The following is a 13,485-nucleotide window of genomic DNA, read 5'->3' as shown; positions in this document are numbered from 1 at the left end:
GTGTGCGGCATAGCCGGAATCGTGGCACTGGACGCTACCGCGGCGCGGCCTTCACGCGAGGCGCTCCTGCGCATGGCGGGGTCGCTCGTGCATCGCGGTCCGGACGAACACGGCCTCTACCGCGACAATCGCGCGGGGCTGGCCCACGCACGCCTTTCAATTGTCGACCTTTCGAGTGGGCAACAGCCGCTTGCCGACACGGGCGGCAAGACCTGGATTGTCTTCAACGGCGAGATTTTCAATTACGTTGAGCTTCGCGAAAAGCTGGTCGCGCTCGGTCATCGCTTCCGCACCCGCAGCGACACCGAAGTGGCGGTTCATGCATATCGCGAATGGGGTGACTCCGCTTTTGAGCGCATGAACGGGCAATGGGCAATCGCGATCTGGGATTCGCTGGCCGGCCGCCTCGTCCTATCGCGCGATCGGTTCGGCATATGCCCCCTGCATTTTTGCGAGCACGCCGGGCGCCTCTATTTTTCCAGCGAAGTGAAGGCCATTTTCGCAGCCGACGCGGCTTTGCCGCGAGCCTTCGATCCAGTCGGCATTGATCAGACGTTCACTCTCTGGACGGTGGTCCCGCCGCAAAGCGTATTCAAGGGGGTTCGGGAACTCAAGCCTGGCCACATTCGCGTCTATGAGAACGGAACCGTTCGTGAGCAGGCATTCTGGAAACCCAGCTATCCCGAGGCGTTCGACGAACGCCATGAATTCCCAGGGTCGCTCGATGATGCCGTGGACAAAGTGCGCGAGGCTCTGCAGTCGGCGACGGCGCTGCGGATCGACCAGGCCGATGTGCCTGTTGGCTGCTACCTGTCTGGCGGACTCGACAGCTCGCTTGTCGCCATCATGGCAAGCCGCATCGCCGGCGACCGCTTCCAGACGTTTTCGCTGCGGTTTGCCGATGCTGAATATGACGAGACCAGCTACCAGCGATTGGTGGCAGGCGCGACCGGCAGCGAGCACCACGAGGTGACGGTTTCTCGCAGCGATATCGCCGATGTCTTTCCAGAGGTGATCTACCACACCGAACGTCCGATCCTGAGGACCGCGCCGGCGCCACTGCTTCTGCTTTCAAGATTGGTACGCGAGCACGGAATCAAGGTCGTGCTGACGGGCGAAGGCGCGGATGAAATGTTCGCCGGCTACGACCTGTTCCGGGAAGGCAAGGTGCGCCGCTTCTGGGGGCATCAACCATCCTCGACGAGACGCGCGCGATTGCTGGAGCGCCTGTACCCCTATCTCACTCGTTCTCCGGTGCATCAGCAAGCAATGGCGCGTCAGTTCTTCGGATATGATATCCACGCCCATGATGCGCCAGGTTTCGCACATGGCACCCGTTGGCGCACGACCAGCGCTCTCAAGCGGTTGTTTTCTGCCGACATGAAAGCCGAGACCGAACCGAACAACGCGGCCGCCGAGTTCCTTGCGCGCCTGCCCGCCGAATTTTCGCGCTGGGACTCTCTCGCACAAGACCAGTATATCGAAATCCAGACTTTGATGTCCGGTTATCTGCTCTCCTCGCAGGGAGACCGAATGCTGATGGGCAACTCTGTCGAAGGGCGCTTCCCGTTCCTCGACGATGACGTTGTAAAACTCGCGAACTCGCTTCCAGCCAAATACAAGCTGCGCGTTCTGGACGAGAAGCACGTGCTGAAGCGGGTGGCCGAGCCGATCCTGCCACCGGAAGTCATCGCCCGCAAGAAACAGCCCTACAGGGCGCCGAACGCCCAATGCTTCGTTGCCGACAATGCACCAGCCTATGTGCGCGAGGCACTTTCGGAAAGAGCGTTGCGCGAGGCAAACGTCTTCGATGCGGAGTCGGTCGCGCGCCTGCTGGGCAAGTGCCGAGCCAGGACCGTGGACCAAGATCTTTCCAATTCCGACAACATGGCGCTGGTGGGCGTGCTCTCCACGCAGCTTCTTCACCAGCAGTTTATCGCAAGCCGCCCCATCGGCAGGCAGAAGATCGAGCTCAGCGTCGACGTTGACCATGAGATTAAGGAAGAGGTGTTGGCATGATGCATGGAGCCATACCGCTGTTGCACGACTATCTCAGGCACTCGGCCGACCGGCTGGGTGACAAGGTGGCGCTGGTCTGCGGCGGGCAACGCGTGACCTATGCCGAGATCGAGACCCGTGCCAACAGCGTTGCGCAACACCTGGCGGACGCCGGAGTGACGCGCGGCGATCGCGTGATGATCTTCGCCGACAACACCGTCGAGACGGTCGTCAGCTTCTGGGCCGTGCTCAAAGCGAACGCCGTGGTGTGCATCGTCAACCCGCTCACCAAGAGCGACAAGCTTCATTACCTGCTCAACGACTGCCTGCCAGCCGCGCTGATAACGGACAACCATCTGACCTCGGTCTTCGGCGAGCCGGCCCGCAACTGCCCGTCACTGCGCCGGATGATTGTCTCCGGGCCTGTAGATGACGCAGAGTTGATGCAACTGCCCAATGCGGTTCGCTGGGACGTTGCGATTGCCGGCAACAGGGCGGCACCGGCGCGCAGATGCATCGACATTGATCTCGCCGCCATAATCTACACGTCAGGTTCTACCGGCGAGCCCAAGGGCGTGATGCTGACGCACACAAACATGATGGCGGCTTGCACTTCGATCGCATCGTACCTTGAGCTCGGCGAAGACGAAGTGATCCTAAATGTCCTGCCCTTGGCATTCGACTACGGCCTGTATCAGATGATCATGGCGTTCCGCACTGGCGCCCGTCTGGTGCTTGAACGCTCGTTTGCTTTTGCAGCGCAGATCCTTGGACTGGTCAAGCAAGAGCGGGTCACGGGTTTCCCCGGCGTGCCTACCATTTTTGCGGCGCTCTCGGAGCTCAAATCGCTGAAGGACCAAGATTTTTCGAGCATTCGCTATGTTACGAATACCGCGGCCGCCCTGCCGTTGAAGCATATTCTCATGCTCCAGGACCTTTTTCCGAGCGCGCGCATCTATTCAATGTACGGGCTCACCGAGTGCAAGCGCTGCACCTACCTGCCGCCAGAGGACCTTGAGCGAAAGCCGTCGAGCGTCGGGATAGCCATCCCGAACACGGAAATGTGGATCGTCGACGACGACGACAAGCGGGTCGGCCCCGACGTCGTCGGCCAGCTCGTCATCCGGGGCGCGACCGTGATGAAGGGCTACTGGGGCAAGCCGGAGGCGACCGCAAGGAAGCTTAAACCTGGTCCTCTGCCCGGTGAACAGGTCCTCTACACCGGCGACTACTGCCGGATCGACGCGGAAGGGTACCTTTATTTCGTAGGTCGTGGCGATGAGATCATCAAATCTCGTGGCGAGAAGGTCGCGCCCAAAGAGGTTGAGAACGCGCTTGTTGGCATTCCAGGGGTGCGGGAGGCCGCAGTGATAGGCGTTCCGGACGAACTTCTTGGGCAGGCGGTGAAGGCGTTCGTCGTGATGGAGCAAGGGAGGTCCATCGACGAGAAACAACTGCAGAAGGAATGTCAGAGGCGGCTGGAAAATTTCATGGTGCCAAAATCAATTGTTATTGTATCCAGCCTGCCAATGACAGATACGGGAAAACTTAAGAAGACGGCTTTAGCATGAGCCGTTTTCCACGAGACTTGATGTCAATTTTCTTGTTTTAATCGGGGAAGCAAAATGTTGTCCAGCGAAGACAGGATAGAGACTTACAGCGAGAAAATTCGGGGGTTCCTAGCGTCCAACTTCTATGTTGCAGACGCTGAGGCCTTGGAAAACAATACGTCCCTGCTCGACCAAGGTATCGTCGACTCGACGGGAGTCCTGGAGGTCATCGGATTCATTGAGGAAACCTTTGGCATTGTCGTCGAAGACAGCGAGCTTCTGCCTGAGAACCTCGATTCCATCCAAGGGATTGCACAATACGTCATCCGAAAAAAGAACTGATCATAGCTGTCTCCCGAACGACAGCGTTGGGAAAAGCGGGGTTGTCGTGAGCCAAGAAATCAGCGTCGAGGATGCCTACAGCAAAGGGCGCACCATCTTCATGGGGCTGGAGTTGCTCGTGGCACCTGGCGCGCTTGTGCCACGCCCGGAGACGGAACTGCTGGGCACAGCCGCCCTCGGCGCCTTGGATCAGTTGAGGACTGCCGAACCCCGCGTTATCGACATGTGCTGCGGCGCCGGCAATCTGGCATGCGCCATAGCGCACTATGCCCCCACCGCTCGGATCTGGGCGAGCGACTTAACTGATGGGTGCGTCAAAGCCGCACGCCGCAACGTCGACCATCATGGACTGGCAGGGCGCGTTTCGGTGCTGCAGGGCGACCTGTTTGAGCCTCTCTCCGGCCCGGAACTTGTCGGCAGGATCGACATGATCGTCTGCAACCCGCCATACATCTCGGAAAAGCGGCTCGAGGGCGACCGCTCTCACTTGACCGAGCTCGAGCCGCGCGAGGCGTTTGCGGCTGGCCCTTACGGCCTGAGCATCCACATGCGGGTGATAAGAGACGCGCCGCAATACCTGCGGCCAGGTGGCATGCTGCTGTTCGAGGTCGGCCTTGGCCAGGACCGGCAAGTCGTGAGCCTGCTCAACCGCGCAAAGGCCTACGAGAATATTGGCACGATCTCGAACGAAGCTGGCGAGGGCCGTGTGGTTGTCGCCCATATGAAGAACCCCGATGAACCACGCGCGTCGAATGTCTGATCGGGTCACTTTCCTCATCCAACAGACATCAAAACGTGATTCGACAAAGGGCAAAGCCCGTCAACCTTCAAATGGTCAATAAACGCTCGCTTTCCAGGGTCGGTTATCCCCAGCTTGTTCGTGGCGATTCACGATTTAGCGTCCGAGCGTCACGATTTTGCTGCATTTTGATAAAATTTGACGAATGTTAGCTTGATGTAATGTTCGGGGTGGGCGGGTCACAACGAAAGGTAAGATCTTGTCCTACGCTGACAGCGTCCACGAGGCCGTGCGACAATCTCGACTGAGAGATCGCGCGTCGTGAGGGAACATCGTACGCAACATTTGCTCTCAGCCATGTCGGGTTGTTGGTCCGGGCTGGTTGGCATTGGTCTCTTTTCGGCGGTGATAAACATTCTAGCCCTGACCGGCTCCGTCTACATGCTGCAGGTGTATGACCGTGTGCTTCCCTCACAGAGCGTTCCGACGCTCGTGGGATTTACGGTCGGCATGCTGGGCCTCTATGCCATATACGGGCTGCTCGATTTCGTGCGGCTTCGCTTGCTGGTTCGAATCGGCAACCGCCTTTACAGAAATCTGCAGCACAAGGCCTTCACCATATCGCTGTCGGTACCCCTGGTCGCCGGGCAGGAGGCGAACCGGGTGCAGCCGCTTCGCGACTTGGACCAGTTGCGCGGCTTTCTCTCCGGCCTGGGGCCGACCGTTTTTTTCGACGCCCCGTGGATGCCGTTTTACATGGTGGTCATCTACCTGTTGCACCCTTCCCTTGGGCTACTGGCAACCGTCGGCGCCGTTGTTGTCGTGCTTTTGACCGTGGTCGCAGAAATTGCCGGCCGCGGCCCCGCGGCCCGAACTTCCGAAACACTGGTCGCGCAACGCATCCTTGCCGATGCAGGCCGCCGCAACGCGGAAGTCGTTCAGGCGATGGGTCTCTCCGCCAGGCTTGGCCGACGCTGGGGAGAAGTCAGCCATGCCTATCTCAAGAACCAGGAACGGCTCTCCGACATCGTGGGCGGAACTGGATCATTGTCGAAGACACTCAGGATGGCCTTGCAATCGAGTGTACTCGGGCTGGGCGCTTATCTGGTGATCGGGGGGGACGCTTCCCCGGGTGTGATCATCGCATCTTCGATATTGCTTGGCCGCTCTTTGGCGCCGGTCGACGCCGCGATCGCAAACTGGAGAGGATTTCTGGCCGCGCGCCGAAGCTATTCCGACTTGACCGCAGCGCTGGATGCTTTCGATAGCCAAAGCGCTCCCATGGAGCTTCCCAACCCGCGGGGGCAGCTCTCCGTCGAGGAGTTGACGATAGCCCCTCCAGGCGCACAACGGCCGACGGTTCTAAATGTAAGCTTTCGCCTGGCGAGCGGCACTGGGATGGCGGTCGTCGGCCCTAGCGGTTCCGGGAAGACAACGCTGGTGCGTGCCCTGGTCGGAGTATGGAAGCCAATTCGGGGAACCGTTCGATTGGACGAGGCTGCTCTCGATCAATGGAGTTCGGAACTGCTCGGTGCTCATATCGGCTATTTGCCGCAGGATGTCGAACTGTTCGACGGAACGGTTGCCGACAACATTTCGAGATTTGGTGGCCAGAGCGACCCAAAAGGCGTCATGGCAGCCGCTCGAGCGGCGGGTGTCGACAAGATGATCATGCGATTGCCTCAAGGGTTCCAAACACGAATCGGCGAAGGCGGGACGGCCCTGTCGGCCGGGCAGAGGCAACTGGTCGGACTGGCCAGGGCACTTTATGGCGATCCGTTTCTTGTCGTGCTCGACGAACCGAATTCCAACTTGGATTCAGACGGCGATGTTGCGTTGGCGGGGGCAATCCTGGCGGTGCGTCAGCGTGGCGGTATCGTGATCGTCGTGGCGCATCGCCCCTCTGCGCTCGTCAATATTGACCAGGTATTGGTCATGTCGAACGGGATGGTCCACGCATTTGGCCCGCGAGAAGATGTTCTCTCAAATGTCGTCCGCCCCTTCCCCCAGCCGGCAGTCGTTCCGCTGCAAAAAAATGCCGGCAACGCTTGAGGTCTTATTCCGTGTCTGACGCGACGATTTCCTATGCTCGTGTCGACGACGCAAGTCGTTGGCTCGGAACCAGGCTTACCAATGATCCGGATGGCATCCGTGCCAACCTGTTTCTGGGCTTGGCCACCACCGCCTTTCTGCTCGTTGGCGGAGGGACCTGGTTGGGATTAACCAAGATCGCCGGCGCTGTGATCGCGCCAGCGACCGTTGTGGTCGAAAGCAGTGTAAAGAAGGTCCAACATCGGACCGGCGGCACCATCGGCGGGATCTTCGCCCAGGATGGTGATCATGTGCGTGCCGGCGCCGTGTTGGTCAGGCTTGACGACACGCTCACACGCTCAAACCTGCAGATCGTCAGTGAAGATCTCGATCGGGTCACCATCCGTCTGGCCAGGCTCGAGGCAGAGCGGCAAGGGCTGCCGGAAATGCAGGTTCCACCCAGTCTGCGCGTGAGGATGAGCGACCCGCGAGTGGCTGCTCTTGTCAACGGAGAACGTGCCTTGTTTGAAAGCCGGGCTACGGCATTGGCTGGCCAAAAGGCGCAGTTGCAGAGCCGCTCGATGCAACTCCGACATCAGATTGACGGTCTCAAGGCTCAGCTTGCCGCGACGAATGACTCCCTGGATCTCCTAACCCGCAGCCTTGCCGACGTCCAAGCTCTTTACTCCAAGAAATTGGTGTCCAAGGAGCGACTGAGCAATGTCAGCCTGGAAGAGGCTCGTTCTCGCGGTGAGTCGGGGCGACTTGTTGCAGCAATCGCTGAGGTGCAAGCCCACATCAGTGAAACCGACTTGCAGGTGCTTCAGCTCGACGAGCAGATGCGCAGCGATGTGACAAGCGAGCTCCGCGAAAACGAAGCGAAGCGCACAGAGCTCGAAGAGCGCAAGATAGTGGCGGACGACGAGCTCGCAAGGACGGACATCCGATCTCCCCAGACCGGGACGGTACAAGAATCCTCTATCCATACCGTCGGAGGCGTAATTGGACCGGGAGAGGTGCTCATGGTGGTTGTACCCGATACCGACAACCTTGTTGTGGATGCGCTCATTCCGCCGACCCGGATGGATGATGTCCAGCCCGGGCAGCGGGTATCAATCCGCTTTCCCTCCTTCGACGTCGGAACGACACCTGTCTGCGAGGGTTCGGTGAAGCGTATCTCCGCAGATTTGATCAAGGATCAGGAACGCCAGCTTTCCTATTTTTCGGCTCGCATCCACGTCGACAACCAGGCCACCTGCCTGAAGGGTGAGAAAATCCTGAAACCAGGCATGCCTGCCGAAGTTCACATAAGCACCAACGAGCGCAGCGTCTGGTCGTATTTGCTTAAGCCATTGACCGATCAGATTTCCCGGGCCTTCAAGCAATAGCGGGACCGCAAATGCGGCCCCCGCGGCTGACGCCCTACTGGCTTGCTGCACGTCCTAGATCGCTGCTGAACCTCACCTCGATCGTATCTCCCGGAAGCACTTCTGAATCTTCTTCGACGAGTTGCTTGCGCCATTCTTCACCAGTCTTGCGCACGATGGTGATCTGGGTCTGAATGGCTTCTCCGCTTACCGGCAACGGCAGAGCGGTCGCGCCAGCGGGCTGTAATTTCTGGCTAGTGGCGTGGAGCCTTGCGGTGGTGTCGGCAAGACGGACATCGGTATCCTTCAACTCGGTCAGCAAACCGATCCTTCGCAGGTTTTCATTGCGCTCGCGTTGCCTGAGATAATCTTCCTGCTGGCGTCGCGCCCGCATGAGCTCGACCGATGTCTGAAGCTGCCCATTGGAAGAGAGAAGCGCGGAGCGCCTGACGTCAGACAGCCTGGCGTTGGTCAGATTGCCCGCTTGAAACAATTTCGTCACCCGAGCCAGGTCATCCTCATCCGCCTTGACCCCGTCGCTCTCGACCTGCTGGCGCTTGGTCAGAACGTCGATCTGCGCCGCGGCATCCTTTGCGCCCTGATCAACGTAGCTTTGCTCCTGCTGGAAGTTATCGAGAGAGATCTTCAGCGCCTCTCCCTCGGCGTCGGCAATGGCCGAGCTGAAGGCGGCAGACAATGGTGACCCTTGGGGGGGCTTGGTATCGAAACTTGGCTGATCCTGCAGTTCGGCGCGAATGCGAGCACTGTGGTAATAGTCGCGGGTGTATTCCCCCCAAAGCGATTCATAGTCGCGCTGCAGATCAACCGGGTCGGGACCAGTCTGATTTACGCGTGAGCGCAAAAGGCTGAGACCGCCAGACACCGCAATCGCCTGTCTCACCGTCATGAGAGGCCGATATGCCTGCTGGCCGGGAGTGAGCACCTCGCCAGTCACGTAGATCGGACGATATTCCGCGACTATCGCGGTCACGTCGCCGGGTTGGACAACGATCATCTGTTCTCGCCCATCGGGCAAACGCTGGTGAAATATCTTGGTAGGCAAGATCGTTTCCATGCGGGTCTGCAGTTCGGCAGGTGTCAGACCGCCGATTGATATCTTCCCGACTTGGGGAAGCGCGATCGTACCGTCCATCTGGATTACCGCACGTTGAGTTCGTTCCGGTATCGAAGAGATTCCTATTTCGACGATGTCGCCGGGAGAGAGATGGTAGGCTGGCCGTACATCCGCCGCGGAGGCAGCATCAACCGCAGCCAGCACACCTATCGCTGCAAGAAGATTTCGGTTCATGAATGCCATCGGTGAAATCTCCATTCAGTTCGACTTCGCCTCTTCCGACCAGTCGACGCGGGTGACGAAGTCATAAACAGGTCCGCCAGGCACACCCCAGTTGCTGGACCAGATTACCTGCGAGCCATCGGGCGACGGCGAGGCATGGGTCTCGCTGCGGTAGTCGAAATCAACGCTGCGCGTTTGCGCTATGCGCCGAACCTCTCCGCTGCCATCGAGGCGCAGCGCGATAACCTCTCGTGCGTAGGGCGCCATTTCCGGACGGGCCGAAACCTCATTCGGGTCGCCGCCGTAGCTCAGGAACACCCAGCCAGGTTTGTTCAAAGCACGCAGAGAAGCATGCGAGGCCTCGCCGTATTTCATAAGCGCAGTTACTTTCCCGTCAGACAGCCGGCGTTTGATCACCTGATAGCTGTCCGGATAGGACTTGCTGATGCCGACGTAGATCTCGCTCCCATCGGCGTCGACCGTCATGTCGCCATGCCCCGGCCGATGATGTTCTGTCCACTGCTGGCCTGGAGCGCCGTCGATCGAAAAAATAAACGCCTGTTCGGTGCCGTCCGCCAGTGCCTGGATGCAGAGAATATTTTCGCCCAGAGGAGAGATCGAACAGTTCTCATTGACCCCAGCAAGCCGCCCAAGTGCGATATCGGCAAACTTGCTATGCTGCTTGAGATCATACGCGAAGACGACCTCGGCACCGTCCGATCGAAGTGCACGCACTGCCAGGCGATTACCGTCTCGGCTCGGGTTGCCTTTGCCTGGTCCGAAGTGCAGATCCCGATAGTCCTTTGAATCGAACAGCACATCCTCGTGATTGGTCCGCGGCGCCCAGGTCGATATCCGTCGGCCTCGAACGCAAATCATCAGATCCGCATTTTGGGGATGCCACTCACATTCGCCCGATCGATCGCGCATCAGCAGCGGTAGGAATGTGTGTCCGTCGAAAAAGCACATCCCGTTGCAGCCGTTGGTTATAACGAGCAGGCTCTGGTCGGCATTCCAGGCTTGGGCGCTGGAATAACGGTGGCTGCAATAATCTTTTATGCACGCGACCCCATTTCCAAGCGGCCCGGATTTTGTGATCCGGGTGAATGTTTCCCCGAACGCGGGATCGACCGTAGGACGCAGATAGTCCGGCAACTGCATCGCCGACGTCGCAACAAAGTGCGTTGACGTATTGCTCGCCTGGCTTGCGGCAGCATGCGGACCAAGGCACGCGACAGCGAAGATCAACACCAACGCATGTCGGCGACGACAAGTCATGTCATGTAGCCCATTTCCCGGCGCACCCGCCCCTCGCTGAGACGCGCTTTCCACCATGATATGGTGCGCTCCAACCCATCTCGCAGATTGGTACGGGCTCGCCATCCGGTCTGCGTTTCGAATTGCGTCGAGTCTGCAAGCAGCGCGCGAACCTCGGAGTTCTGTGGGCGCAAGCGGCTTTCATCTCGATAGACAGGCTTCTTCGATCCGCTCAACTCGACCACCAGGTCCAGGACTTCCGCGATCGTCGCGGCACGCTGGCTTCCGGCATTGTAGGCATGGCCGAATTTGAGTTCCGCCACGCCTGCGGTCAGGAATGCCGCGGCCGTGTCTTCGACAAAGGTTAGATCGCGGATAGGGCTCGTATCCCCGACCATGATGGCCGAGCAGTTCTTGTCGAGGGCCTGCCTGATTATGGTCGGCACTATCGCCCTCTCGCTCTGGCGTGGGCCGTAGGTATTGAATGGGCGCAGAGTTACGACGGGAACGTCAAATGACCTGGCGTAGGCTTCGGCCATCATGTCGGCCCCGATCTTGGATGCCGAATAGGGAGACTGGCCCTGCAGCGGATGAGATTCCTTGATAGGCATGGTCAGCGCCGTGCCGTAAACCTCGCTGGTCGAGGTGTGCACGACGCGTTCCGTGTCCCACTGACGCGCTGCCTCGAGAACATTCATCGTACCCATCACATTGGTTTCTACGTATGACTGGGCAGCCGCATACGAATATGGAATCGCGATGAGAGCAGCCAGGTGAAAAACCACAGCTTGGCCGCGCATGATCCTGTTCAGGAACGCGCTGTCGCGCACGTCGCCACGCACGGATTTCAGGTGGCCTCGAATGTTGTCCGGCAAATCGTCAAGCCAGCCGTGACTGTCGAACGAATTGTAGAGCGCCAATGCTGTGACATCCGCTCCGTTGCGGACCAGCGCCTCGGTGAGATGCGATCCGATAAATCCATCGGCGCCTGTGACCAGTACCTTTTTGCCTTTGTAGTCCATGACCAATCGTCCCTCTTGCCATGTCCACTCTGACGGTGACACTCACCGGAGTGTCAGCCCGACTGCGCTTAAGTCGCGATCGGCGACTGCGGTACCCGGCCGAGAACGGCTAGAAAACCGCGGGCCATCCAGACGGCGTCAGCCGCCAGAGTTCGCTGCGGATAATAGGAAAGGTCGATCCTGGCCTTGGCGGGAAACAGGGTCTCGCGATAGTACAGCACCGGATCCGTGAACTTCGGATAGAAACTCGCTTCGTTGCGGAAGAGAACCTGGCTCGGACCGAGTAAGCCAGGCTTGTACTGCAAAACAGCCTCGGCGCCGCCGTGGAAACAATCGGCGAACGCCAGGCTCTCCGGTCGCGGTCCAATGATTGCCATGTCGCCTATGATCACATTCCACAGTTGCGGCAGTTCATCGAACTTTGTCGCGGCGAGCACGCGTCCTATCGTTGTCATGCGCTTGTCGTCGGCGACCGTCAGCGCGAGGCCGTGGGGATCGCATCGCACGTCGAACTTGCGGAACTTGTACATGCGAAAAGGCTGAGCCCCGGCGCCCAAGCGGGTTTGTGCAAACAAAACGGGCCTACCGCCCTCGGCCAGAAGGGCGATGGCGATCAGCAGCATCAGTGGCGCAAACAAGACCGCAGCAACGCTCGCAATAGCGATGTCGATCAAACGCCGCGCAGACCCATGGGCCGAGACTGCAACGAAGCGTCGGTGGAGGGATTGATCTGTCGCATTCATGCGGCCGTTCCCGCTTTAGTACAGCCGCTCACCGCAGTTGCCAGAGCCTCCACAACCGCTTCGACCACCGCTGAGGTCATCTGCGGGTGAAGTGGAATCGTCAATTCCCGCTGGGCAAAGTCTTCTGTTCGCGGCAATTGGGTCCCGGGAAAAAGCTCGCGGTACAACGTCATCCGGTGCACGGGCGGATAGTGGATCGTTGTTTGGATTCCCTGGTTGCGCAGTTCGTCGATAACGGCTTGCCTGTCGGCGTATCGCGGCAAAAGTATCGGCATGATGTGGTGCGCCGACCTCCGCGATTCACTGAATGGAACGGCTATTGCCGGGCAGTGTGTTGCAATGAGTCGCCGATAAAGGACGACGAGGATACGCCTTACTTCGTTCCATTCTTGCAGGTTTCCTAACTGGACAAGTCCGATTGCGGCCCGCATCTCGTCCATACGGTAATTGAACCCAAGCATGGTGACGTCATACTGCGGCGTGCGGCTGTTTAGCCGCTGGTGTGTGCCGGTGGTCATCCCGTGCCCGCGCGCTTGGCGAATCCTTTCGAGCAGTTCATGGTCTTGGGCGATTACGGCGCCGCCCTCGGCGGTTGTCATGTTCTTGTTGCCGTAGAAGCTGAAGGCCGCGGCAACGCCGAAGGTCCCTACTTCTCTCAAGCCAGGAGCATGCGCCGCGTCTTCAATGATGTGCAGTCCCCGTACACGAGCGAACCTTTGCCATTGTTCTCGATTGGCCAGATACCCGGCGAAGTGAACGAGAATAATGGCCTTCGTTCGCGGCGTGCATCGGGCCTCGGCTTCCGCAAGCGACATCAACGGCAAGTCGGCTGATTCAATATCGACAAAGACGGGAGTTGCACCGACATAGAGCACTGAGTTCGCGGTTGCCACGAAAGTTAGCGACGGAACCAGGACCTCATCGCCCGGGCCAATGCCAAGTCCGTGCAAAATGAGATGAAGCGCCGCAGTACAGGAGCTCACCGCAACGCAATCGTCCGCGCCATGCATGCGGGCAAACGACTCTTCAAACAATCGAACCTGCTCGCCCATGGTCAACCAGCTGCTATCAATGACCTTTGATAGAGCCGCCTTCTCCGGAACACCCAAAATCGGGGCACTGACCAAGAGCATGGTGGA

Annotated in this window: 11 protein-coding genes; 6 read left to right on the top strand and 5 right to left on the bottom strand. The window is 59.1% G+C overall.

Translation table 11 applies throughout. The features are described from left to right. From asnB to FJW05_RS09025, 6 genes are all read left to right on the top strand, one after another. On the top strand, positions 1 to 2,019 hold the full coding sequence (gene asnB, locus FJW05_RS09050; RefSeq protein WP_140630545.1) for an asparagine synthase (glutamine-hydrolyzing): 2,019 nt from the start codon (positions 1 to 3) through the stop codon (positions 2,017 to 2,019). Then, positions 2,016 to 3,569 (top strand): AMP-binding protein, encoded by a 1,554-nt coding sequence (locus FJW05_RS09045; RefSeq protein WP_181164885.1) that lies wholly within the window; start codon positions 2,016 to 2,018, stop codon positions 3,567 to 3,569. The genes asnB and FJW05_RS09045 overlap by 4 nt, the downstream gene beginning before the upstream one ends. Positions 3,570 to 3,623: 54 nt before the next feature. Then, positions 3,624 to 3,890, top strand: coding sequence for an acyl carrier protein (locus tag FJW05_RS09040; protein ID WP_095768673.1), 267 nt, complete (start codon positions 3,624 to 3,626; stop codon positions 3,888 to 3,890). Between the two features lie 46 nt (positions 3,891 to 3,936). Further along, on the top strand, positions 3,937 to 4,650 hold the full coding sequence (locus FJW05_RS09035; protein ID WP_140545345.1) for a class I SAM-dependent methyltransferase: 714 nt from the start codon (positions 3,937 to 3,939) through the stop codon (positions 4,648 to 4,650). Positions 4,651 to 4,986: 336 nt separating this feature from the next. After that, positions 4,987 to 6,681, top strand: coding sequence for a type I secretion system permease/ATPase (locus tag FJW05_RS09030; protein ID WP_140631002.1), 1,695 nt, complete (start codon positions 4,987 to 4,989; stop codon positions 6,679 to 6,681). Between the two features lie 11 nt (positions 6,682 to 6,692). Then, positions 6,693 to 8,048 (top strand): HlyD family type I secretion periplasmic adaptor subunit, encoded by a 1,356-nt coding sequence (locus FJW05_RS09025; RefSeq protein WP_246673299.1) that lies wholly within the window; start codon positions 6,693 to 6,695, stop codon positions 8,046 to 8,048. A gap of 34 nt (positions 8,049 to 8,082) precedes the next feature. Here FJW05_RS09025 and FJW05_RS09020 read toward each other — a convergent pair whose 3' ends face one another. The 5 genes from FJW05_RS09020 to FJW05_RS09000 all read right to left on the bottom strand — a co-directional run bounded on the left by FJW05_RS09020 (position 8,083) and on the right by FJW05_RS09000 (position 13,479). Further along, positions 8,083 to 9,345 carry a polysaccharide biosynthesis/export family protein gene (locus FJW05_RS09020; RefSeq protein WP_140630542.1) on the bottom strand — a complete coding sequence of 421 codons (1,263 nt, stop codon included), beginning with the start codon at positions 9,343 to 9,345 and terminating at the stop codon, positions 8,083 to 8,085. 15 nt (positions 9,346 to 9,360) lie between these two features. Further along, entirely contained in the window at positions 9,361 to 10,602 is a 1,242-nt protein-coding gene (locus FJW05_RS09015; RefSeq protein WP_140630539.1) for a hypothetical protein, read from the bottom strand. After that, entirely contained in the window at positions 10,599 to 11,603 is a 1,005-nt protein-coding gene (locus tag FJW05_RS09010) for an SDR family NAD(P)-dependent oxidoreductase (RefSeq protein WP_140545349.1), read from the bottom strand. Before FJW05_RS09010 ends, FJW05_RS09015 begins: the two co-directional genes overlap by 4 nt. Before the next feature lie 68 nt (positions 11,604 to 11,671). Continuing rightward, the gene (locus FJW05_RS09005) at positions 11,672 to 12,346 is read right to left on the bottom strand and encodes a sugar transferase (protein ID WP_140630536.1); all 675 of its coding nucleotides are present in this window, start codon (positions 12,344 to 12,346) and stop codon (positions 11,672 to 11,674) included. Further along, positions 12,343 to 13,479: a DegT/DnrJ/EryC1/StrS aminotransferase family protein gene (locus FJW05_RS09000; RefSeq protein ID WP_140545351.1), complete on the bottom strand. Its 1,137-nt coding sequence runs from the start codon at positions 13,477 to 13,479 to the stop codon at positions 12,343 to 12,345. Before FJW05_RS09000 ends, FJW05_RS09005 begins: the two co-directional genes overlap by 4 nt. Positions 13,480 to 13,485 lie beyond the last annotated feature (6 nt).

Origin of the sequence: Mesorhizobium sp. B2-9-1, assembly GCF_006439455.1 — a bacterium.
In the GTDB taxonomy this organism is placed as follows: Bacteria; Pseudomonadota; Alphaproteobacteria; order Rhizobiales; family Rhizobiaceae; genus Mesorhizobium.
This window is presented reverse-complemented; position numbering and strand designations above follow the sequence as displayed.